This is a genomic window from Thermodesulforhabdaceae bacterium (genome assembly GCA_037482015.1).
GTDB lineage: Bacteria > Desulfobacterota > Syntrophobacteria > Syntrophobacterales > Thermodesulforhabdaceae > JAOACS01.
On sequence record JBBFKT010000005.1, the window covers coordinates 1 to 23454 of the forward strand.

Below are 23454 nucleotides of genomic sequence, written 5' to 3' on the forward strand. Positions count from 1 at the left end.
AAAAAATCCGTAGTGTAGAATGAAAATGACTTATCAAGTAATTACGGTAGTTTACACAAATAAATGACAAACTTGGGTTAAGATTCTTATGCTGATCAATCAGTAATTTCAATAAGTTAGACTTCCTGAAAAGGTCGAAAATGCTATTTTAGCCCCAAAAAGTGGCAAACTCGGGTTAAGAACCTGCCCTTAAATAATGATTCCGTTATGGGGAAATTTAAAGGGGGTTTTTAGAACAGCATCCCGTCAGGATTGTCATTGCGATTTTTTGCTAACATCCTTATAGGTAAAACCCAGTCTATTACAAGTATTGGAGAAGACTCAGTCCCGCTATTCTAGCCGTGGATTGATAAACAGCCTGTAAGGCAGTTGCTGTAAGCTGGTAGTCCGTAGCAAGCTTTGCCATATCGGTTTCTTCTAGTTCACTAATACGTTCCTGCTGGGAAATCATTATAGCGTCCAGAGAATCACCCCTAGCTTCAAGACGATTTAGATTTGCTCCAACAGTTGTCAGAGCTTCAAGCACTCTGGACTGATCTCTTTCAACTATCCCCATTGCGTCGCTGATTGAATTCGTATCCCCTGATTTGATGGCGTTTTTAAGATCAAGCAGATTTTGTAAGATATTGCTTCCTTGATCATCAAAAAATAGGTTGTATCCATCAACGTTTACCCGAACAGCCGTATTTTCTCCTACGGCTATATCAAGAGCTTCTCCCATTTGTCCAGGATTTGTCGGATTAACGCTAACTATTTCTCCATTTGTTTCTGTGTAGCCAAATACGGGATTTGCAGGATCTGCATTAACCGAGAATATATACCGATTTTGGTATTTAGCATTAGCAATGGTAATGACTTCTCGCAGTATGTGATCAAGCTCCTGAGCGTGACTTGCTATGGTCTCACTTGAGTTTTCCTTTATGGATGCTATGGCGATTTGTCTTGCTTTGGTTAAAAGGTCGTTAAGATGGTTAAGGTAACCTTCGGTGGTGTTGTTCCAGTTCATCCCGAATTCTATGTTTTTCTTCCATTGTTCAGCTTTCGCCAGAGCTGATTTTAGATTCATTGCGTTTGTCCAGTTTAAGGGATTGTCTGATGGATCGAGAAGTCCCTTACCCCGGGATATAGCATCCTGCAGATGTCGTATAGCTTTCTGTTTTTCGAAAATATTTTTTACCGGATTTTCGTAGGTAAGAGCAAAGCTTACCCGCATAACAACGCTCCTTTTTTACACCATATTTACTACTGTATTAAGAAGTTGATCGGCGGTCTGTATGACCTTTGAAGCAGCCTGAAAAAGATGTTGGAGTTTTATAAGATCAACTAGTTCTTCATCAATAGACACCCCCGCCACACTCTGTTGCTTTTGTTCCATAGTGCTTCTTAAGGTTGAATAAAACTCCTGTTTATCATCAGCAGATTGTTTTACCGTTCCTATGGAGTTTTGTATCTGAGAAAGATATTCTGAAAAGGTCATATTGCCCAACGCTGGTATAGGGGTGTTTTGAAGTTGAGATATTTGGTATGCTTGTGATGGAGTCGTGCTTGCATTTGCGGTGAGAGAAAGGTCGGCCGTGGTAATACTAACATCAATTGATGCTGCCGATGGAGATGAGAAGACATCGAGTCCGTTAAATTTGACATTGTTGTATAGTTCAGATGAGAATGTATCAAGGTTGCTAAGAATTCCTTGAATTTGCTTTTTTGCCTGAGCAAGTCCTGCAAGTTTGCCACCTTGAGGGTCATTTGTGGAGATAGAGCCTATCCCGTTGTTTATCGTTAATGTTCCGGTGTTATCGATACTGGCTGTAATGGTTTGGGCTCCTGTTGAGGTTACAAGGTCCAGCGCTGTGCCCCAGAGTGAGTCGTCAGTTGTAATGGTTATGGTTTTCCAGTCATCGGGTGTGGAGATTTTTATAGGAACATACTGAGAGAGTTCCTGAATAAGAGCATAACGCTGGTCTCTAAGATCGTTTGCTTGAGCTCCCGTTCCCTCAGCAAGACGTATTTTAGTGTTTAAGTCAGAAATTTGCCCAAGAATATCGTTAATTCTATCGGTTGTTTTTGATAAGTCGTTATCTATATCATTAGAAAGGCTAGAAAGCTGACTATAATGTTCTCGAATCATCGAAGCCAATGTTTCGGCGCTTTTCACAACATTTTGCTTTTCCGCTGCACCTTCTGGGTTTGCATCAAAACTATCCCAACTGTTCCAGAAAACTTTAAGAGCGGCTGAAAGCCCTGTTTCGCCGTCATCCCTTGCGTAGGCCGATAGAAGTTCTAAGTAGGATGATCTCGTTTTGTAGTCTTCATCAAGAGAAATACTGTTTAAGAAGCGCTGTTCCAGAAGAGGGTCCCATCCCTGGAGTATGTTTTGAATTCTTGCTCCAATGCCCAAATAAAATTTTCCATATCTAAGGGGCGGATTTGTCACGAGCTTTACCGTCTGGCGGTGATAGGTTTTGTCGTCCGCTCTGGAAATATTGTGGTTAACCGTCTGAATTTGGGTCTGAGTATTGAGCAGGGTAAGTTTTCCTGTTTCGAGGGCCTGGATTAACCCTGCCATTTTTATGCCTCCATGCTTAGATTTATTCCTTTTGGTGGCAAGAGAGCAGTTTCAGTCTTACCATTCTGGCAGTAATTTTTGGGGAGAAGAACCGAAAGGAAGTCGTTACATAGGGAAAGAGCTTCTTCAACAAAGGTTTTGTTTGTTTCATTGAGGATTTTGATTTCTGAAAGGATTTCTCTAATGTTAGGGATCTCCAGCAAAGCTTTTGGATCAAGAGTTTCAAGCCTAGCTACCTTTTCGATTTGATCCACGAGAAAAAGTTTCCTGGGGAGAAGGTTCATTAATCCTGTTCGGTCCATCTTCTTAAGAAACTGCTTTTCTTCTATAAGCACCTGTCGAAATTCCTCTAACAGGGAAAAAATTTCCTCTGGTCTGGGTATCACGGTGCTTCCTCCTTTGTTATTTTCTGTCTAAATTCTGCCTCTAGAAGTGGCTCAAGTTGTTTGTAAATCATGCCGCCTAATCCCAGAGATCCTGAAAGACTGATTTCTCTAGCTACTGCCTCATCCATCATCGCCTCGTAGATTTCTCTCGCCCTATCCGGAGCTTCGGCTCGCATTATCGTCTCTCTCATGTTTTTCAAAATGTATGCCGTAAAGAGGCTTTCAAATTCCCTGCAGGCTTTTTTTAGTTCCTCTTTTTTTGCTTCGAACCTTTTTTCTGGAGGAATGGCTATCTTGACATCATTTTTCAAAGCTTCCATCGGCTTCTCTCCCCTGAACTTTACACTTCTTTTGCTGGTTTCAAAGTTATCTCAACTCGACGATTAAGGGCACGCCCGGCAGGTGTTGAATTGTCTCCAAGAGGCAGTCTATCGCCGTAAGCTCCAATGGCGAGCTTTTCTGGGGATATTCCATGCTGATTTATCAGATAATCCAAAACCGCTTTTGCTCGAGCAAAGGATAATTCATCGTTTGATGAAAAAGGTCCTTTTGAACCTGGAGGAGTGTTGTCGGTGTGACCATCGATAAAAGCTTCATACCTGGAGTTCTTAAGAAATAGGGAAATTGAATCCAGAATAGGTAGAGCAGATGGTTTTAGCTGAGCGCTCCCTCTCTCGAAAAGAAAGTCATTAGTAAATATCAGTGTAAGTCCTTTGCTTAACTCGTCTTTCTTATACCAGATGAACTTCCCTGAAGCTATAAGCTGGTCGATTTGTTCTTCCGAGAAGTTTTGAATATCTTCGATATTCTGGATTTCAAGAGACTGTGTTTTTCGAAAGATTTTTTTTAGAACAACCGATGGAGATTGGGAAACGATTTCTAATTTCTGGAAAAATAAAACTCCTCCAGCCTGGCCGAAGTTTTTCAAAGCTTTCCTTATAGCCTGTGAGTCGAGAGAAGACATAGAAACAAGCAGCACAAAAAAGGTAAGAAGAAGAGTGCAGAAATCAGCAAAAGTAATCATCCATGCAGTTTTGCTTGATCCACTAGATATTTTAGCGTCCTTTTTGCTCCATGACCTATTTCTTTCCATGACCGGACTCTCCCCCAAAAAGCGGGAAGAAAAAGTGTTTGTATTGAAAGAATGGTTTTCGCTCGGCTTTCATAGAGTAGATACTTGCTGGAATTGATGGATTCTTTCCCAGAAGGATTTCCACACGACGGTTTTTGTATTTGAGAGAAGGGAATTGATCGATATCCACGACGGGGTGAAAATAACTCATACCGTGAGCGCTCATGCGTTGAGGTGCAATACCTAGATTCAGGAAAAGTCTATATACGGCAAAAGCTCTTTCTGCGGAAATCTTCCATGATAGAGATTCCGAATTGGGTGTCGCCATTACTTCCGTTTTGTCAGTGTATGCTCGTATTTCTACATCTTGAGGATCGTTTTTTAAGTGCATTCCAAGGTTTGAAAGAAGCTTTTCGGCTAGCGGGGAAAGTTTTGATGATCCTTCGTCGAATAGAAAGGGAGCGTTTAAGCGGATCATGAGGCGATCTTCCTCCCGAAGGATGTCGGCTTCTGGTCCGAGCATTCCAGTAGCTGCTAACTGTTTTAGAAGCTTTTCGTCCATAGAAGAGGGCTTTGTCATGGGAATCGATTGAATTGGAATGTTTTCTGGCTTTTCTTCTCCGCTTAGGCTTTTGCCTGCCGGCAAAAATCCAAATGCACCTATGAGAGAATTTAGCGCCTTTTTTTCTCTTTCTTCGTCTATAGAGGACATAGAGAAGATGAGCACGAAGAAAGTCAAGAGAAGGGTGCATAGATCTGCATAGGTAATAATCCAGGCAGGTTTCTTGGTCCCGTAGTCTGGATTATGTTGGGAAGACTTTCTAAGGCTCATAAAGGTTGCCTTCCAAAGTAAATTCTCAGACTGTGATATTTCTAAGTCCTATTTTTATCTTTACCTTTAGATGATCTCCAGTTCTGCCTGCAGTGCTCCTGCTGCCTTCATAGCCTGTAAAATGTTTATTAAATCTCTGGGAGTGGCTCCTAAAGCGTTCAATCCTTCCACCACCTGACTGATGGTTATACCTCCGCCTACAATAGCAAGATGAGCCTTCTGTTCCTTCACTTCGACCTGTGTTTGAGGCACAACGGCAGTTTGTCCCGGGCTGAATGGGAGAGGTTGGGATACGTAAGGTTGTTCCGTAATAGTTACGGTGAGATTGCCGTGAGCTACGGCCACCGGCGCTATACGCACATTTTCTCCCATGACTATCGTTCCGGTTCGTTCGTTTATGACAATCTTGGCAACTGCGTCGGGAACAACTTCAAGCCCTTCAACCATGGCTACAAAATCAACCAGCTTTTTCTGATATCCTTCTGGAATTTGAACTTTGACTGTGCTTGCATCTTCAGGTGCAGCGATGGTGCTTCCAAAGTTTTTGTTAATCGTGTCTGCGATTTTCTTGGATGATGTAAAATCGGGTTGATTGAGGGTCAACGTTAGATGATCTAGGCCTTCGTAAGACACTGGAATGTCTTTTTCTATCAGGGCTCCGTTTGAGATGTAACCCACTGTAGGATGATTTTGTTGCACGCCACCTCCTGCCTGCCCTCCAAAGGCGAATCCTCCAACCGAGATGGGTCCCTGAGCGACTCCATACACCTGTCCGTCAGGCCCCTGTAAAGGTGTCATCAGGAGAGTGCCCCCTACAAGGCTTTTAGCGTCCCCGATTGATGATACCTGAACGTCAACCTTCATTCCCTGCTTTGCAAATGGAGGAAGCTTAGCAGTTACCATTACAGCGGCAACATTTTTAATCTTGATTTGAGCAGGATCTACGTGGATGCCCATGTTGTCCAACATATTTGCGAGTGTGCTCACTGTGAACTGGGTCTTTTCTTTATCACCGGTTCCGTTTAACCCCACCACAAGTCCATAGCCAACAAGCATGTTGGGTCTATCTCCTACGAAATGCGCAATGTCTTTAATGCGAGCAGCTGCGGCTATGCCAGAACCGCTGACGTAAAACGCCAGCAAGGTGATAAAGAGAATGAGCCATAAACCCTTTGTTTTCCTCATTTTAACAACCCCCAGGGAAGTCGTTTTTCAACTAAAAGGGAAATAGAAGATCCATAATTTGTCCAAGCCAGCCTGGGCGTTGCTGTCTGGACACAGGTCCCTTGCCTACAATGAAAATCTTAGCATCAGCTATATTTTGTGACATCACAGTGTTGTTTCGGGTTATATCTACAGGTCGCACAACGCCTTCCAATATTATCTGGTGCACTTCGTCGTTTACCTTTACCCATCGTGAACCTCGAATCACAAGATTACCGTTTGGTAGAACATCTACAACCGTTGCCGTCATGTAAGCTTTGACCGTGTTGGTTCTGGTGGTTTTCCCAGATCCTTTAAGTCCCCGACCAAATTCAGCGCCATAATCAAGTGCAGTTGAACCACCAAGAAGATTTTTGCCAGCCACAGCTGGATTTGATGCACTGAGTTTCCCGCCCCAACTATGAGTTCGATTAGTCTCTGTTGTTGCTTCTTCTGACGCATCAGCCGATTCGCTGACGGTTATGGTGATGGTGTCGCCAATGTTTCTAGCTTTGATGTCCCGATAGAGTGAACCAACCTGATTGTTCCATATAGAGCCTGATGGCTGAGGAAGTGGCTGAGAAGATGGATGTGATGATGGTATCTCATAAGCTGGAGACTGTGATGGAGCAGGGGGAGGAATAAATTGAGAATGAGTGGCTGAATCAGTTCTATCACCCATTGTCGCACAGCCGTAAGCCGTCGCGACAATCAATAAAGTCCCGATAATTTTAATTGCCCTGCATTCCCAAAATTTAGTCATAGAATTACTCCATTACGATAACTGTTTCCCGATCTTTTATCCATCCTTGAATGATCTTCTTTGATGACAGATTCATTACCTTAACTCGATCGCCAATCCTTCCGTCAGTTTTCGCTTCACCCTTGGCGGTTAGATTGAGACCGGGCCTGCTTACAACTAACCTGACTATATCGCCCTTGTTAACCACAATGGGATTATCAACGTAGGAGATTTTCACAGGTTCGTTGGCGGCGAAGTCTTTCAGGGCTCTCTTTCCCACAGCATCCAGTTCTTTTTTGGCGTAATCTTTAGGATTATCGGTGACTTTGGCTCTCTTGACCATCAAGTCTTCTGCTTGAATAACCGTGCCTTTTTGAATGTTCTTTACTACATGAAGCACATCGTCATAAAGATCAACCGTTCCCGTTACATTGAAGGTTTGGGCTGGGCGTCCGTCCACCATTACTTGAAAAGTCAAGGTGGTATTGCCACCTGTAAGTTCCTGTGATGCTGAAGACACGTTAATTGTTCTTTCTCCTGCTGGGACTACAGGGATTCCGGCTATTTTTATGTCGTGAATGTCAATATCCTCTGGCTTCCAAGAAATGTGTTTGATTATGTAATCCTTGAAGGCTTGTTCGATTTCTTCTCGGGGAATATTTACCGATTTTCTTGTCACCATTATTTCTGATGGAATTAGCAACTGAACCTTATCAAAATTCTGTCCATTTCCTTCGATAATTTTTTTTAGGTAGCTCTTTAGAAGATCCATCTGAACATATTTAACTTCTCCAACTTCCGGGGCTTCGCCAATGTATAGGGAAGCGAAGTGATCCAGCCAATCGGAAGGAACCGAACCGGGAACGACAAGATCCCCAAGATAGACGCCACCTTTTGCAATTTCTACGTGGTCCTTAATTTGTAGAGTAATGAGTTCTGAAAAGGCGAAAGAAGAAGTCGTATAAAGCATCAAGCACAAAGTAATGATGCCCACCAAAAGATTAGGTCTTTTAAGTATGATAGCGGCCAGGTTTTTCATAGCTGTATCACCCTCGCATGTATGTCTAAGCCTTTACGTTATTGGCGATGTGAAGCATTTCATCCACTGTTTTGATGATCTTCGAGTTGGCTTCGTAGGCTCGTTGTCCCGCAATCATGTTAACCATTTCTTCGACCACGTTTACATTTGAGTTTTCAAGAAATCCCTGAAGGATTGTTCCAAGCCCATCCGTTCCAGGGGTTCCTTCTGCGGCTTCCCCTGATGCATCAGATGGCTTGAAGTAGTTTTTTCCTACGCTTATAAGTCCGCCGGGATTAGGGAAATCATAGATTGCTATTGTTTGAGTAACCAGGGCTGTCCCGTTTTGATCAAGGGCTGTTAGTTTACCGCCTGCGTCTATTGTGATGGTTACAGCTTCTCTAGGGATGCTAACCTCCGGTTGGAGACGGTTTCCTTCGGCGTCACAAAGATAACCGTCCGCATCGAGCTTAAAGGACCCGCTTCTAGTATAAACTTCTTCGGTGCCTCTTAACACCTTGAAGAAACCTTTGCCTTCTATGGCAATATCAAGAGGATTTTCGGTCTGGACGAAGTTCCCTTGAGAAAATAGTTTTTGAACGGAGACGGTTTTGACTCCTGTGCCCACCTGTATGCCAGACGCTGTCTTAGTATCGGTTGATGTTTCCGCTCCTGGAGGCACTATGGTTTGGTAAATGAGATCTTCAAAATTTGCTCGGCTTTTTTTAAAGCCTGTAGTTTGGGCGTTAGCCAGATTGTGAGCAATAACGTCCATATTTAGTGACTGAGCAGACATGCCGGTTGCTGCCGTCCATAAACTTCTGATCATGGCTTTTTACCTCCTCACTTTATCTGGTAACCGTTCGCCTTATAAGCTGGCGGTCTTCTTCGTGTAGAGTCTGAAAGGTTTTCTGGTATGCTTCGAATGCTCGCATTGCATCAATCATTCTTGTCATTTCTTCCACAATGTTGAAGTTGGCTTCTTCGAGACTGCCCTGCTTAACTATGGTTTTATCGGCGTCCTGCTCCTTGGCATTTTGATCGGATGGCTTGAAAAGGTTAAATCCCACTTTTTCCATTTTTACCGCTGAGTCAAATCTTACAACAGCCAGTTGGTCGATTTCATTCCCGTTTTCAATTATTCGGCCTTTTTCGTCTATTATTACATCTTCGCTTTTGAGAGTTATGGGGCGACCGTTTTTGCTCAAAACGAGAGAGCCATCAGGGAGGGATAGTTGTCCAGATGCATTGAGCGTAAAATTTCCTGCTCGGGTGTAAAAAATGCCATCCTTGGTTTGAACCTTGAAGTAGCCATCTCCTACCAGAGCTACATCCAGTGAATGCGACGTGGTTTTGACATTTCCCTGAGTCATTTGACTGTAGGTTTCCTGGTAAATGAAATCCGTAAAGCGAACTTCTTCCTTTTTAAATCCGGGTGTGGATGAGTTCGCCAAATTGTTGCCTATTACTTCAAGTCTTTTACCCTGTTCAATAGAACCTAAGGCTACGGCATAAGATCCTATACGCATATTCATCACCTCCACGAATTTGTATAAGCAATAAAAATGCCATCTGGTGTATTGGGGAATTAAGATGATGTTCTAAAAAAGGAAAGGTATGGGGCTATATAAAACTAAGAACCTCGCCCTGTCTTAAGAGGATTACGACGGCGATGGCGATAGAGGTTTATAACAAGTTCTACTTCACCTACAGATTTTTGAACCTGTTGAGCGATAGACTGGACTGTGAAGCCCTTGTTGGCGAGCTGGATAATTCTCTCATGTTCTGGATTATTCAGTCCCGTAATAGCACTGCTTTCTACATCGTTTATTCTGTCGATCAGTTGTTCGAGTCTCTCCGCTATTTTTTTCGCTTCAGCAATTCTTTGGTCAAGTTGACTTATTAGTTCGTGGATTAGATTTCGTTTGGTATGAAGGTTTGCCTCGAATTGTTTTGCTATTACTTCATGTTCCTTAGCGATATCTGCAAGTGATTGTGCTAAAGCTTCAACTTTTTTGTATTCGTCTTCGTATTGAGAATCTTTATGGGGTTTATTCCGGAAAGCAAGCACTATTAAGAGTGCTATAAGCGTAGCGTTTAGAGCTAATTGCAAATAGTCTAGCCATGAACCTGCAACGATAGTCATATCTTAAAACCTTTGGACGGATTCAACAATAATACTTGAGACTCTACATCGTCCGGGATTAACAGCCAGATACCGGGAGAGTTGGTTCTTTAATATTTCATTCCATCCCTTGGCTGTATTTCGTTGAGGATGCTGTTCCTTAAGGAAACGATAGACCACGTCCCGAAATATGGGGTCATTTCTTTCAAAGCATTCCTGTTGATTTATCCCAACAAACTGAAAACTTATGTCGAGTTTTACGAATTCTTCCGTCTGTCCTGTGTTTACCAGTAAATAAAAGGAACGATTTGACACATAAGGAAGTTTAGGAATTGGCGCTCTGACAGAATATTCAGCAATGTCTCTACTGGATTTTGCTTTGGTGCTTGCGTGCGTTTTGGATATCTTCATGTCTTCCGCCACCACAATAAAAGATAGGATAATTATCACCGCCATGAATGATGCAAACTTCCATCTAAAACCTGTTTTCATGTTGTTACCTCTAAGTTTGTTTTAAAAAGTCTCAACCCATGAGCACCTCAATTATGTTCACATTTTTTCAGGGTTTATATTTGGACTGAGTTAGCCTTTTCTTAATTCTAGTTCGCAATTTAAGGATAATCTGGGTATGAAGCTGGGAGATTCGCGATTCGGTATAGCCAAGGATTTGCCCGATTTCTTTCATTGTCAATTCTTCCTGGTAGTAAAGTGACAATATGAGTTGTTCTCTTTCAGGAAGCTGAGAGATAAGGTCAGAGAGTATTGCCACTAGTTCTTCTCTCTGTATTGCGTTAATTGGCTCTTCTCCTGAAGCAATAAGTTCATCAGGATGAGCGCCTCCCTCCAGCATTTCTTCAAGGGATTGAGATAGTAGGGAGACACTTCTGGTTTCGTCAAGCATTTGACGAAATTCGTCATAGCTAACCCCAAGTTCCTTAACGATTTCGTCTTCTTCCGGTATCCTACCCAACTTTTTTTCAAGATTTCCTATGGCATCTTCCAGTCTGGCTATATGCGCTCTCACCGTTCTCGGAACCGGATCTCCTGCTCTTATTTCATCAAGCATTGCGCCCTTAACTCTTATCATGGCGTATTTTTCAAAGGGAATTCCAAGATCCGGATCAAATTTTTCCACCGCATCTATAAGCCCTATGACGCCAGCGCTGAAAAGATCGTTAAAGTCAATTCTATTTTGAGGCACTCGATTGATTAATCTAAGAGCACAGTATTTAACCAGATGGAGATGCTCCATTACGCGCTCATTTCTTTCTGTTAGGGACATATTTTTTTTGCTAATCACTCTATATCCTTGCTTTTAGAGTGTAGCATAGCCATTTTTCTCCTATCTGGCTCATACTATGAAACTCCCAGAAATTTTTTCCAGAACAGTTTTACACTTCCGTAATCGAGTTGAGGCTGTGTGTTAAGAAGCCTTTTCGCAATATTTATGAAAGCCTGAGAAGATGGTGACTTGGGGAAAAGTTCAACAACGGCTTTCTGATGCATAATCGACTTTGGAACATGTGGATCCTTAGGAACGGATCCAATGTAGTTTAGAGCTATTCCGTCAAGAAAATGATCTGCTACCTTGCTGATCTGTTTATAAATTGCTTTTGCCTGGTTTTCGTCTTCCGTATTGTTAACGAGAATATGGAAGTATCGCTCCCCGTGTCTTTGGAAAAGCACTTTGATTAAAGCATAGCCATCTGTAAGAGAAGTGGGTTCTGGAGTGAGCACAACGATTTTTTCCTGAGCCATCAAGTTAAAGTATAAGACCATGTCAGATATGCCTGCGCCGGTATCTATCATAAAAACGTCGAAACTGGTCGGTAAAGATTCAAGGAGATCGAGGAACATTACCTTTTGTTCTACAGTGAGCTGGGTAAGTTCCTGAACACCAGAGCTTGCAGGCATTATGGTTATTCCTGCCGGACCTTCAACCAAAATATCTGATAGCTTTTTTTGCCCATTTAGCACATGACTTATATTATATTGGGGATTCAGGCCCAATAGGACATCTATATTGGCAAGCCCCAGGTCAGCATCTAGAATGAGCACTCGCTTGCCAAGCTTGCTCATAGCAATGGCAAGGTTAATAACCACATTGCTTTTTCCCACTCCACCCTTACCACTACTTACTGAAAAGACTCTTATCATATTTTCCACTTTTGGATTGGTCACAGGTTTTACCATCTAGATCTCCTTGCTCAGATTTTCTGCGTCAATAAACCATTTTTATCAATTCCATTACATATTCTAATCTAAACTTTCCCTTTTGGGAAATAAGAGGTTTATGAGCTTTTTCTTCGACGCCTCTTCAAGATCTTCTGGCACTCGCTGTCCTGTTCCAAGGTAAACCAGGGGGTAGGGAAATCGCAAAAGTTGATTGATAATGTTTCCGTGTGAGAGAGTTTCATCCAATTTTGTAAAGATAAGGCCATAAATGCCAAGTTGGTCAAACTGTTGAATAGTCTTTGTAAGATCTTTGTCCTTGGCGGTTGCACTGAGAACCAGAAAATGATTAACTCTGTCCATTTCGGAGAAAATTTCAACAAGTTCCAGTATGTATTGTGACATAAGAAAATTTCTTCCTGTTGTGTCAACAAAGACAGCAAAGCAATGTTTCATCTGTTTTCTGGCAAATTCGAGTTCTTCTCGAGTCTGAACGTTAGCAAAGGGAAGATCCAGGACACGGGCATAAGTTGAAATTTGATCAGAAGCTCCTATACGATAGTTGTCAAAACTTACAATACCCACGTTTAACCCCATGGTAACCTTAAGGTGTGCAGCTATTTTAGCAAGAGTTGTAGTTTTACCAACCCCGGTTGGGCCCAAAAAAGTGTAAATTGGAGGAAGTCCAAACCGACCTATCAAGCCGCTCTGGCTTATCGAATTACTGCTAAAAGGATTGGAAACGGAGATAACATTCATAAGTTCTCGGCAAAATGCGGCAATAATTTTGGATGGAGATTTTTCATCTTTCAGGTGCTTGATGGCTCTTGTTAGCAATAGATAGACTTTTTTTTCATCCAGTTCCTGCATCAAAAGATAATGATAAATCCTGGATAGGGATTCATGGCTGTGAAGACTTGCAAATTGTTCTTTGGTGGATACCAGAAGGGATAAAAAGTGAGTGATTTCTTCTATTTTCCCTTCGATTTGCTTCAATTGATTTGCTGAATTTTTGAAAGACAGAGATGTTTCATCCGGTTTGTGATCAATAGCTGCCTGGACCTCAAAAACGGCTTCTCCTGAGGTATCCGCGACCTTGCCGCTTTTGAGGATCACGGCATCCGGTCCCAATTCCTTCTTGATCATGTCCATGGCTTCCGCCATTGTGCGAGCTCTGAAGGTTTTAATCTTCATCACTTAATCGCACCATTCCTATAGATTTTATTTCCACAGGCCCCGTAAGCTCATTATGACTTATTATTACGACATCGGGTATAAAACGTTCAAGGATTCTTCTTACATGTCTTCGGGTTGCGGCAGAACAAAGTATTACCGGATGAAAACCCTGTTGTATAACTTTACGCACTTCGCTGTTTACCTGCTGCACGAACTTATGGAGAAATCCTGGTTCAAGGCTTATAAATGTGCCCTGGTCGGTTTTTTGAATACCCTTTTTAAGCCTGTCTTCAAGAAGTGGATGTAGAGTTATCACGTATAACTTTCCGTCTTCGGTTTCGTATGGTTGAGTAATGGTTCTTCCAAGAGCCTGACGAACGTATTCTGCAAGAGTATCAGGGTCTTTGGTAAGTTGAGCGTAATCGGCAAGAGTTTCACAGATGGTTTGCAAGTCCCGTATAGAAACCTGTTCTCTTACCAGACTTTGCAGCACTCTTTGGATTGTTCCTACGTTAAGAAGGTTAGGAACAAGTTCTTCAACCAGCCGAGGTTGAGTTTCAGCCAGATGATCTAAAAGTTGCTGGACTATTTGGCGACTTAGGAGTTGGTCGGCGTATTTTTTGAAAAGTTCTGTCAGGTGAGTGGCCATAATTGTCGAATGATCTATCAAAGTGTAACCAGCTTTTATGGCTTCATCTCGCTTGCTTTCGGGAATCCACAGAGCCGGAATACCAAAAGCAGGATCTGTTGTTGGGATGCCTTTTACTTCAGTCTTTCCCTCTTCAGGGCTTAACGCAAGCAAGTGTCCAGTGATGAGTTCGTAACGTCCTACCACGGCTCCTTTAAGCAAGAGCTGATATTCCATGGGTTTTAGCTGGAGATTGTCTCGTATGTGAAGAGGTGGCACTACAATGCCTCTTTCAAGTGCAAGCTGTCTCCGAATTGCTTTAATTCTCTGTAGTATATCTCCCCCTTGAGATTCATCAATCAGCGGAATAAGCCCATAGCCTACTTCAAGTTGGAGTGGCTCAACGGGGGGAGGCAATTCTTGAATCTCACGCTGAGGTGTAGGTTGAGGTTCTGAAGGTGTTGGTTCTTCTGGTCTTTCTTCCGTCTTTCGAACTCGCTTCATAAGACGCCATCCAACTCCAATCAATGCCGACCCCACGAGAAATAGAGGTAGTGCAGGAAAGCCAGGCACTAGAGCCAGTCCATAAAGCATCAAGCCGGCTATGGCAATAGGTCTTGGCTGGAAACGAAACTGTTTTACGAAAGATCTTCCCAGACCCATCTCTGTTTCTGCTCGGCTTACAAGAATACCGGCTGAAGTTGAAATGATAAGAGCAGGTATTTGAGACACCAGCCCATCACCCACGGTCAGGATGGTATAGGTCTGAAGAGCTTCACGAATAGGCATCCCTTTCATTAGAACGCCTATAGCTATACCACCAAATATGTTTATAAAGGTGATCACAATGCCAGCTATAGCATCACCTCGCACGAATTTACTTGCTCCGTCCATTGTGCCGTAAAAATCGGCTTCTCGAGCGATCATTTCTCGGCGTTTGCGGGCTTCGGCTTCGCTTATAAGTCCTGCGTTCAGATCTGCATCAATACTCATCTGTTTTCCTGGCATAGCATCCAGAGTAAAACGGGCTGCCACTTCAGAAATTCTTTCTGTTCCTTTGGTGATAACCACGAAGTTCACAACTACCAGGATAATGAAAATAACAAGCCCAACAACGTAATTTCCTCCAACAACAAATTGTCCAAAAGCTTGAATGATGTATCCCGCTGCTGACGTGCCTTCGTGACCGTGAAGCAATACAAGCCTTGTGCTTGCCACATTTAGAGCCAGTCGGAAAAGGGTGGTTATTAGAAGTAGAGAAGGGTAAATAATGAAATCCAGTGGTTTAAGAGTATAGATAGCGGTTAGTAAGGTCACCATAGCGAAGGAAATATTGATGCTAAGAAAAACGTCAAGAACTGATCCAGGAAGTGGCAAAAGCATGACGGAGAGAATCGCCACCACGGCGATTCCCATCATAGCATCGCTATCTGAGATGTTTCTTATTCGCTGGGACAGCATGCTTGAAAGAGAGATTTGAGTAGCCTCTGCCATAATCTTTTACTCCCTCTTATCAATATTCAGCTGAATTGAAGAAGTAAAACGTTGCTATAATTGTTCACTTCTCCCTTTATTCATTCCACCAGTTTCTGAAAGAAGTTCAGAAAGATAAAAAACCAACAACTTCATAGAACCTGCCTTCTTTTTTGCTGGTAAATATAAGCCAGCACTTTTGCTACCGCTTTGTAAAGAGCCACCGGTATAAACCCTTCCAGGGGAACATATTTATACAAGGCTCGTGCCAGCGGAGGATTGTGAACAATTGGAACGCCGTAATGACGAGCAATCTTTATTATCTTCTGCGCCATGTAGTCTAATCCTTTAGCCACCACCTTAGGGGCTTCCATTTCTTTTGGTTTGTAAAGAAGAGCTACAGCAAAGTGAGTTGGGTTGGTGATAACAACTGTTGCTTTGGGGACTTGAGCCAGCATTCGACGGCGTGCAAGTTCCATCTGTTTTGACCTGATTCGCGCCTTTACTCTCGGATCTCCTTCAGCCTGGCGATGTTCTTCCTTTACTTCTTGCTTTGTCATCATCAGGTCTTTAATATATTGCCATTTTTGGTATCGCATGTCCAAATAGGAGAGTATCAGCATAATAAGGATGACCCGAATAAACATCAACGCACTTGCATGTCCAGCAGTTTTTGCGATTTCTATGGGTTCCTGCATGATGGTTGGAATGAAAAGATGAGATTCGCCGAGAAAAACTGAATAAAGCGCATATGCTACAGCTCCGAATTTTATGACCGATTTCAAAAATTCAACGGAAGATCTCAAACTGAAAAGGCGTTTCAAACCATTTATCAGGTCCAACTGACTTAAGTCGAATTTAAAAAGATTTTTCCAGACTAGCACTAATCCTTTGTTCTGATAAACGTTAGCACCTACGGCAAACAGCAGGCTCATAAACATGGGCAGAGCTATCATGATGCTGAAATGTTTAACCGCACCAATTACGAGAGCGTTGGTGAAGTCTTCTCTAATAGCGAGGGAGAAACCGTTAGCCCATAAAGTTTCCAGCATGGTTTTAGTTGAATGATATATGATGATTAGCCCTATCCATAGCCCGATTGCACCGCCAGCTAGAGAAGCAAGATTTATGATTTCCCGGCTTTTATCAAGGCGACCTTCAGAGCGAGCTTTCTGGATTTTTTTAGGGGTCGGTTTTTCTGTTCGTTCTTGAGCTCCAGCGGCCATAGGCTTATATCCTTATAAAACAGCAATGCGTTCTTGTTTTAATTATCTATACCAGCATTTTGGAATTGATGATTGATAGGCTGTTTGAGGTGGTCAGGTTATTGACGCTTAGTAAAGAGTTCCATAGTAACGGTAAAGGCTTCTTTGAAGGCTCTTGAGACCACCTCCACCCAGCCTCCAACAGAAAGGTAGGCAAAAAAGATTCCAACCAGGATGGTGACCGCAAAACCTACTACCAGTATATTGATTTGGGGAGCAAATTTGACAATAAGCCCCATCCCAACTTCTGTTAAGAAAAGCACCACAATTACTGGAGCAGCTATTTTGATGGCTAGACTTAGACAGGTTGCAGATAAGTTAATAAGTTTATAAGACAATGGTTCATTGTAAAAAGCTATCAGGGAGCCAATAGGGAAGGCTTCAAAGCTTTTATAAATAGCCGTTATTATGAAGTGATGGCCATCAATGGAAAAGAAAATGAGCGTTGCAAGGAATTGTAGAAAACGGCTTATGATGGTGATTTGAACACCAGTTAAGGGATCGGCAACCTGAGCAAAGCCGAAACCCATTTGAAAACTTACAATTTCACCCGCCAGCTCAAAGGCACCAAGAATCAGCAATAGCGAGAAAGAAAGCAAAATACCAAAAATAGTCTCCTCAATTATAATGCCACCTAAGAGTATTGGATCGGTGGGTATTGGAGTGACGCGGGATGCTAATGGAAGATAAAAAATAAGACTTACGAAAAAGGCCATCAAAGCCTTAAATGTTGCTGGTATTTCAACAGCTCGAAAAAACGGAAAAACCGAAACTGCAATACCTACTCGAAGAAACACTGCTAAAAAAACGAGAACATCTTGAAAAAGCAAGGTAAACTTCATGGTGACTAGCGGATCCAGAATGGGATATTTTGAAAAATTTCTCGCGTCAGGTATGAAATTCGATTTATCATCCAGCCTCCGAAAATGAGGAGGGCAATAAAGGTAGCAACAATCTTTGGTACGAAAGTAATCGTTGCTTCCTGAATCTGAGTTACTGCCTGGAAGATACTAACTATTATTCCCACGATGAGACTTACCATCAAAACCGGAAGGCTCACCATAAGCATTGTTTCTAAGGCTTGGCGTCCAAGCCCAATTATGAATTCAGTGGTCACGGCTTTTTCTCCTGTGCCTAACATTATGGTGAATAACCTGGGGATAGGGATTTTAGTCCCTTACATCTTTTTTTGATTGTTACTACTTCTTTTTCATGTGTTTGTAAAAAGATAACCACGGCTACTTCCTACAACGGCGAAAAGCTCTTTATTAGTGATTCCACCAGAAGACTCCACCCATCAACCAATATGAAAAGCATAATTTTAAACGGAAGGGAGATCATTACAGGAGGAAGCATCATCATACCCATAGATAAAAGAATACTTGCTACCACCATATCCAATATGAGAAAGGGAACATAAATTAAAAATCCAATCTCAAAAGCGGTTTTAATTTCGCTTACAGCGAAGGCTGGAATGATGGTGGTTAGGGAAAGATTTTCGGGTGTTTCGGGTTTTTCGCCGCCTGTTGAAAGAGAAGCAAAAAGAGCTAGATCTTTTTTCCTGGTATTTTTAAGCATGAAATCTTTGAATGGCTTTACAAAGTTGTCGAGAAATTCCTCATCGGTAATTTCTCCTTCTTTGTAAGGAAGATATGCTTTTTCGTAAGCTTGGTTCCATACCGGCTTCATTATGAAGAAGGTTAGAAATAGAGCCAGTGATACAAGGATCTGGTTTGGAGGGGCCTGCTGGGTTCCAAGGGCATGGCGAAGAAAAGAAAAAACCACAACGATGCGTGTAAACGATGTCATAAGAAGCAAAATTGCTGGGGCTACGGATACGACCGTTAAAACCAAGGCAATTTTAAGAACTGTGGAAAGTTGATCGGCTCCTTGAGGTGATTTAAGATCCAGTGTGAGCGGAGGTATTTTTAATTCCACCGCAAAAGCAGAAGAAAAAAACGTCAACAAAATGAACAAAGCTGTCAAAAAAACTGTAATCCAATGCTTTTGGTTCATAGATTGGCTTCGTTATTTAAGATAGGGGCTTCTCTATTACCCCCGCTGGTGGAAGAAGATTTCTCGTTTATAACTATGTTTTGAGGACCTATGCCCACTAGAAATTGAATTCCATCGATCTCAACCAGAACCAGTGAGTGTTTTGGGGAGAGAGAACATCTTTCTATAACCTTTATTTGTCTCTCACTGCTATATTTACGAAGTAGTGTGGGAGAATATCTTCGTAGCAAAAAAACGAGGAAAAACATCAATGCAATTATTAGAACTAAAACTCCAGCCGTTTTAAGCAAAAGATAACCAAAAGATGGCTGTTCCACTAGTCAGACCCCAGTTGTTTTACTCGTTCAATAGGACTTATTATGTCAGTTATTCTCACACCGAACTTTTCATTAACCACCACAGGTTCACCTCTGGCAATAAGCTTGCCATTAACGAGAATTTCCAGAGGCTCTCCGGCGAGCTTTGTTAATTCGATGACAGATCCCTGACCTAGCTGAAGAAGATCATTTATGAGAATAGTTGCTCGTCCCAATTCAACAGAGACTTCCAAAGGAATATCAAGCAAAAAGTCCAAATCACGACGTTTAGTCTCACCCGCAGACTCTTGAAGATCAGGAAAATGAACATCTTTGTTTTCTACAACCGTTGTTGTCATATTTTATACTCCTTTTTTCTTTGGATAGTTTGTTACTCAGTTTCTGGATAGACAAATTCTGCAATCTTTACTGCTTTACTCCCATGGTAAGTTCCTGGGAATCCGAGAAATTTTTTAACTCCCTGGACTCTTACTACTATTGGTTTTCCCACATCTTGATTTAAAACAAGCACATCACCCTTTTCAAGTTTAAGTAAGTCCTTGGGTTTTATCTGAGTTCGACCGAGTTCTGCTACGATGTTTACACTGATTTCGCTAATACGTTTCTTGAGCCTTCGTATCCACGTTTCATCAATTTCCAATTGGTCGCTCTGATAGCTTGCGTGAAGCCTCTGTCTGATGGGTTCTATGGTAGAATAGGGCAGGCATAAGATCATCTTCCCAATGGATTGATCTAGCTCAAATTCGAAATGAATTACAATCACCAAATCGCTAGGCGGAACAATAGCTGCAAATTGAGGATTTACTTCTGATCTGACATATTGAAACTGCACTGGAATTACCGGTTTCCAGGCATTGTCCAGCTCGGTTATAACAGACTGAACGAGCCGCATGATTACTCTGTTTTCTATAGACGTGAAATCACGCCCTTCAATCTTAAATCGGCTTTTTCCTGTGCCCCCGAAGAAACAATCGAGCAGGTTAAATATTAGCTTACTTTCAATCACCAGTAGGACGTGCCCTCTAAGAGGATCCATTTTGATTATGTGTAAACTTGTCGGCACAGGGAGAGTTTTTAGAAATTCGCCAAACTTAAGCATTTCTGTAGTAGTCGTTGATACATCAACGACTCGTCTTAGTGCACCGGAAATATTTACTCGGTAAAGGCGTGCGAAACGCTCGTTTATGATTTCCAGAGTCGGCATGCGACCGCGAATAATGCGATCCTGAGCAGTTAAATCGTAAGGTCTTATACCACTTTCATCATAATCAACCTTTGCTGTTTCTGCCGATTCGATTTCACCGTCACTTAACCCTCTTAAAAGGGCATCAACTTCTTCTTGTGAAAGAATTTTATCTACCATAACCCATTTTACTCATTATCGGTTTAAACCATTATTGCACCAAGAATTCGGTAAAATATATATTGATTACCGTGCCAGTTTTAAGTGAAGCGTTAATTTTTGTAATTAATTCTTTTTTAAGCGTCATTTTTCCAGGCAGTGTAGAAATTTCGTCGAACTCTTTGCTAGACAAAACTGTAAGAATTACATCTCTAATTCTAGGGGTTTCTTTAGAGATTTCTTCAACTACTTTCTGATTATCAAGCTCCAGTTCCATAGTTACCTTTAGATAACGCTTTCCCCCAGGATCTGCTAGGTTTACGAGAAAAGTATCGAGCTTATGTGTTATAACCTGAGCTGGTTTTTTCGCTTTTTCTGGTTTAGGAGCTGCTCCCTCTTCGCCTTCGCTCTTCTTAAAGAACTTTGTATAGGCAAAAAATCCGCCTCCCCCCAGGACGACAACAACAATAAGGAGAAGGATTATAAGTTTCATTTTTGATTTTTTCTTTGGCTGTTCCTGTTTTTCTTCAGCTTCCGCCATTGGGATTTCCTCCTGCCAGAGTTTTACTGAAATCGGCTTATTCTTTTACTCGATGGCACAAATGAATGCAGCTTTTGTTCCAAAATTCTAGGGTTTTCACCCATTGTAAGGGAAATTACCCCGACAATAATCATCTCCTTTATGATGGTTTCTTCTTTGCTTCTAGCTCTCAATTTACCCGCCATAGGAAGACATATCAAATTGGCTCCCACCGCTCCATAAAAAGTTGTGAGCAAAGCCACAGCCATAGCTGGACCTATTGTTGATGGGTCAGACATGGTTCTTAGCATCTGCACTAATCCTATAAGAGTTCCAATCATTCCCATGGCTGGGAAGAATGTGCCCATAGTGTCTAAAATTTCGGCTCCCGAATGATGCCGTTCCTGGAGATAGTCAATTTCCCGCTCAAGGATTTCTTTGATAGATTCCGGATCCATTCCATCGATAGCCATCTGCAGAGATTTAGTGAGAAATTCGTCTTTCAGGTATTGAAGGTCATCTTCTAAAGCGAGAATGCCTTCTTTTCTTGCTTTGTGAGCAAAGTCTAAAAAAAGATTAATAACATAATCGTAGCTCCACATCTTTACGAAAAATGCATTTTTTACCACTTTAGCCATACCAACAACTTCGTTGAGAGAATGTCGAATTAAAGTTATTCCCAGTGTTCCTCCAAATACTATCATAGCCGCTGGAAGATTAAAGAAAATATCTATGCCGCCACCGAACATGATTGCTATGAGAACAAGAGAAAACCCAACAATGATACCCATGAAGGTCGCTGCATCCATACGAACTTTGTCCTTTTAAGGGTAAATAAGAAGCGATTAATAGGATCACAGAAAATTTTTAAATCTTCGATTCTTTACATGCAAGAAATAAATGTGTGCAGGTTGTTTTTGTGTGGTTTGTGTATTCGGGAGCGCAGCATGCCGCATTTCGATTGAGAAGCGGCTTTTACGAGAGACGTATTCGGATGGGTAGGAGCGCATATAAAGCCTTACGCTCCTACCGCCATAAATTACCTGACGATGTTAACCGCCGTATTTAACATATCGGCTGAAGTAGTAATTACTTTGGAATTAGCATTGAAGTCAGCTTGATAGATAATCATGTTTACCAATTCTTCGGAGAGATCTACATTGGAACCTTCCAGAGCGTAACTCATTATGGTGCCCATCCCCTCGGTTCCAGGTTGTTTAGGTCCTACCTTGCCTGCGTTTGGTCCCTCACGCCATAAATTCCCTCCTACTCGAACAAGACCGTTTGGATCGTTAAAATAGTAGAGTCCGAGAGTAGCTAAGGCGTTTTGTGAGATTTCACCTGTTTGTTTGTTAATACCGTAAATCTCACCATTATCTCTCACTACAAAGTCACTATATGTGTTAATATCGAGTGTGATCTCATTTCCGTCTTTGTCTAACACCGACATGCCGAGGTAGTTGACGAGCTTTCCATCCTTGTTGAGATAGAATCCGCCATCTCGAGTATAGTAAATATTCCCTGATGCATCTTTCACTCCAAAGAAGCCCTTACCGTTTATTGCCAGGTCAGACCAGTTTGCAGTATTGATTATCGGACCTTGAGCAAAGTTTGTTAAAACTGCAAGAGGTCTTGATCCAGAACCTTCCCTATCATTAAATGAAGACACCGTTGAATAATAGCCCGCTACAAAATCACAAAATCTTATGGAATTTGCCTTAAACCCAATAGTATTAGCATTGGCTATATTGTCGCTTACTACCGACACCGCTGTGCTAAAACTTCTTAGTCCGTTTACTCCATTATATAAAGCTGTGCCGATGCCCGCCATTTTTATCCCTCCTTTCTATTTTTAACCATTTGTGTTTGATGAAGATTCCTGAGTATTACTACTAGCCGCTTTGTGATCTTCATTCCATATTTGCAGAACAAAGCCCGCAGGCATTTTTAGTCCTTCGTCATCATCCAGCACCAGATATGGAAGCCCGTTTATGAACTTAAGGCTTGTTACTTTACCTTCGGCATCAGGATATATTGTTTGCTTCTGACCTTTTTCGTTAACAACCTCAATTTCAATTCGGTAATCTCCATCCGGAACTTTGTTGCCCTGGTTGTCCAGTCCATCCCAATCGACAGAGTAGGATCCTTTATCAAGCTGACCCTTATCAATGGATCTGACGAGTTTACCTGATTGGTCATAAATCTTTATTGTGACTAGTCCTTTGCTTTCCATGGTGAAGTTTAGATTTTTGGGGACGCCGTCCTTAACCGTTATGAGATCAGTAAAACCCTTTACATATTTTCCAATAAGACCAACAACTTCCAAGTTGTTTATGGATGACAAATACTGCGTACCTTCCTCGAGATATTTGTTCGCTCTGATTAGTTGTTCTACGGTGCTGAATTGAGCTAGTTGCGCTGCCAATTCGTAGGACTGCATAGGATTTAATGGGTCCTGGTGCTCTAATTGAGTCGTGAACATTGTAAGAAAGGCATTTAGATCCAGAACCTTGTTTTTTTGCAAATCGATTAGAGTTTTATCCTGATTTGCAAAGGGTGGAATGCCAAGTATATAAGGTTCACCAACTATCATGGTGTCCT

General features: G+C 42.0%; 28 protein-coding genes. All 28 read right to left on the bottom strand.

Annotated features, from left to right (window positions below):
• Positions 1 to 301: 301 nt before the first annotated feature.
• The gene (locus WHS38_07265) at positions 302 to 1213 is read right to left on the bottom strand and encodes a flagellin (GenBank protein ID MEJ5300771.1); all 912 of its coding nucleotides are present in this window, start codon (positions 1211 to 1213) and stop codon (positions 302 to 304) included.
• A 15-nt stretch (positions 1214 to 1228) separates the two neighbouring features.
• Complete coding sequence (gene flgK / locus WHS38_07270; protein MEJ5300772.1) at positions 1229 to 2566, bottom strand: flagellar hook-associated protein FlgK; 1338 nt, start codon at positions 2564 to 2566, stop codon at positions 1229 to 1231.
• A 2-nt stretch (positions 2567 to 2568) separates the two neighbouring features.
• Positions 2569 to 2952, bottom strand: a complete 384-nt coding sequence (locus WHS38_07275; protein MEJ5300773.1) for a hypothetical protein — start codon at positions 2950 to 2952, stop codon at positions 2569 to 2571.
• On the bottom strand, positions 2949 to 3272 hold the full coding sequence (locus tag WHS38_07280; GenBank protein MEJ5300774.1) for a rod-binding protein: 324 nt from the start codon (positions 3270 to 3272) through the stop codon (positions 2949 to 2951). Before WHS38_07280 ends, WHS38_07275 begins: the two co-directional genes overlap by 4 nt.
• A gap of 20 nt (positions 3273 to 3292) precedes the next feature.
• Positions 3293 to 4045, bottom strand: a complete 753-nt coding sequence (locus tag WHS38_07285) for an OmpA family protein (GenBank protein MEJ5300775.1) — start codon at positions 4043 to 4045, stop codon at positions 3293 to 3295.
• A complete protein-coding gene (locus tag WHS38_07290) occupies positions 4032 to 4856 on the bottom strand; it encodes a flagellar motor protein MotB (GenBank protein ID MEJ5300776.1) in 825 nt (274 codons plus the stop codon). Before WHS38_07290 ends, WHS38_07285 begins: the two co-directional genes overlap by 14 nt.
• Before the next feature lie 66 nt (positions 4857 to 4922).
• A complete protein-coding gene (locus WHS38_07295; GenBank protein MEJ5300777.1) occupies positions 4923 to 6041 on the bottom strand; it encodes a flagellar basal body P-ring protein FlgI in 1119 nt (372 codons plus the stop codon).
• Between the two features lie 31 nt (positions 6042 to 6072).
• Entirely contained in the window at positions 6073 to 6822 is a 750-nt protein-coding gene (locus WHS38_07300; protein ID MEJ5300778.1) for a flagellar basal body L-ring protein FlgH, read from the bottom strand.
• Between the two features lie 4 nt (positions 6823 to 6826).
• Positions 6827 to 7840 (bottom strand): flagellar basal body P-ring formation chaperone FlgA, encoded by a 1014-nt coding sequence (flgA, locus tag WHS38_07305; GenBank protein ID MEJ5300779.1) that lies wholly within the window; start codon positions 7838 to 7840, stop codon positions 6827 to 6829.
• Between the two features lie 25 nt (positions 7841 to 7865).
• Positions 7866 to 8648 carry a flagellar basal-body rod protein FlgG gene (flgG, locus tag WHS38_07310; GenBank protein ID MEJ5300780.1) on the bottom strand — a complete coding sequence of 261 codons (783 nt, stop codon included), beginning with the start codon at positions 8646 to 8648 and terminating at the stop codon, positions 7866 to 7868.
• 19 nt (positions 8649 to 8667) lie between these two features.
• Positions 8668 to 9348, bottom strand: coding sequence for a flagellar hook-basal body protein (locus WHS38_07315; protein MEJ5300781.1), 681 nt, complete (start codon positions 9346 to 9348; stop codon positions 8668 to 8670).
• Positions 9349 to 9452: 104 nt separating this feature from the next.
• On the bottom strand, positions 9453 to 9965 hold the full coding sequence (locus WHS38_07320; GenBank protein MEJ5300782.1) for a hypothetical protein: 513 nt from the start codon (positions 9963 to 9965) through the stop codon (positions 9453 to 9455).
• Between the two features lie 3 nt (positions 9966 to 9968).
• Complete coding sequence (locus WHS38_07325) at positions 9969 to 10436, bottom strand: hypothetical protein (GenBank protein MEJ5300783.1); 468 nt, start codon at positions 10434 to 10436, stop codon at positions 9969 to 9971.
• Between the two features lie 67 nt (positions 10437 to 10503).
• Entirely contained in the window at positions 10504 to 11226 is a 723-nt protein-coding gene (locus WHS38_07330) for a FliA/WhiG family RNA polymerase sigma factor (GenBank protein MEJ5300784.1), read from the bottom strand.
• A gap of 74 nt (positions 11227 to 11300) precedes the next feature.
• Complete coding sequence (locus WHS38_07335) at positions 11301 to 12137, bottom strand: MinD/ParA family protein (protein MEJ5300785.1); 837 nt, start codon at positions 12135 to 12137, stop codon at positions 11301 to 11303.
• 63 nt (positions 12138 to 12200) lie between these two features.
• Entirely contained in the window at positions 12201 to 13310 is a 1110-nt protein-coding gene (locus tag WHS38_07340; GenBank protein ID MEJ5300786.1) for a hypothetical protein, read from the bottom strand.
• A complete protein-coding gene (gene flhA / locus WHS38_07345; GenBank protein MEJ5300787.1) occupies positions 13300 to 15414 on the bottom strand; it encodes a flagellar biosynthesis protein FlhA in 2115 nt (704 codons plus the stop codon). Before flhA ends, WHS38_07340 begins: the two co-directional genes overlap by 11 nt.
• A gap of 131 nt (positions 15415 to 15545) precedes the next feature.
• On the bottom strand, positions 15546 to 16619 hold the full coding sequence (gene flhB / locus WHS38_07350; GenBank protein ID MEJ5300788.1) for a flagellar biosynthesis protein FlhB: 1074 nt from the start codon (positions 16617 to 16619) through the stop codon (positions 15546 to 15548).
• A 98-nt stretch (positions 16620 to 16717) separates the two neighbouring features.
• The gene (gene fliR, locus WHS38_07355) at positions 16718 to 17500 is read right to left on the bottom strand and encodes a flagellar biosynthetic protein FliR (GenBank protein ID MEJ5300789.1); all 783 of its coding nucleotides are present in this window, start codon (positions 17498 to 17500) and stop codon (positions 16718 to 16720) included.
• 5 nt (positions 17501 to 17505) lie between these two features.
• Positions 17506 to 17775 (bottom strand): flagellar biosynthesis protein FliQ, encoded by a 270-nt coding sequence (gene fliQ, locus WHS38_07360; protein MEJ5300790.1) that lies wholly within the window; start codon positions 17773 to 17775, stop codon positions 17506 to 17508.
• Positions 17776 to 17903: 128 nt separating this feature from the next.
• Positions 17904 to 18674: a flagellar type III secretion system pore protein FliP gene (gene fliP / locus WHS38_07365; GenBank protein MEJ5300791.1), complete on the bottom strand. Its 771-nt coding sequence runs from the start codon at positions 18672 to 18674 to the stop codon at positions 17904 to 17906.
• Positions 18671 to 18991: a flagellar biosynthetic protein FliO gene (fliO, locus tag WHS38_07370; GenBank protein ID MEJ5300792.1), complete on the bottom strand. Its 321-nt coding sequence runs from the start codon at positions 18989 to 18991 to the stop codon at positions 18671 to 18673. Before fliO ends, fliP begins: the two co-directional genes overlap by 4 nt.
• Positions 18991 to 19329, bottom strand: coding sequence for a flagellar motor switch protein FliN (fliN, locus tag WHS38_07375; GenBank protein MEJ5300793.1), 339 nt, complete (start codon positions 19327 to 19329; stop codon positions 18991 to 18993). The genes fliO and fliN overlap by 1 nt, the downstream gene beginning before the upstream one ends.
• Positions 19330 to 19361: 32 nt before the next feature.
• The gene (gene fliM / locus WHS38_07380) at positions 19362 to 20354 is read right to left on the bottom strand and encodes a flagellar motor switch protein FliM (GenBank protein ID MEJ5300794.1); all 993 of its coding nucleotides are present in this window, start codon (positions 20352 to 20354) and stop codon (positions 19362 to 19364) included.
• Between the two features lie 31 nt (positions 20355 to 20385).
• Positions 20386 to 20874, bottom strand: a complete 489-nt coding sequence (locus tag WHS38_07385) for a flagellar basal body-associated FliL family protein (GenBank protein ID MEJ5300795.1) — start codon at positions 20872 to 20874, stop codon at positions 20386 to 20388.
• A gap of 23 nt (positions 20875 to 20897) precedes the next feature.
• Positions 20898 to 21662 (bottom strand): motility protein A, encoded by a 765-nt coding sequence (locus WHS38_07390; GenBank protein MEJ5300796.1) that lies wholly within the window; start codon positions 21660 to 21662, stop codon positions 20898 to 20900.
• Positions 21663 to 21892: 230 nt separating this feature from the next.
• A complete protein-coding gene (locus WHS38_07395) occupies positions 21893 to 22684 on the bottom strand; it encodes a flagellar hook basal-body protein (protein MEJ5300797.1) in 792 nt (263 codons plus the stop codon).
• A gap of 21 nt (positions 22685 to 22705) precedes the next feature.
• A complete protein-coding gene (locus WHS38_07400; protein MEJ5300798.1) occupies positions 22706 to 23446 on the bottom strand; it encodes a flagellar hook assembly protein FlgD in 741 nt (246 codons plus the stop codon).
• Positions 23447 to 23454 lie beyond the last annotated feature (8 nt).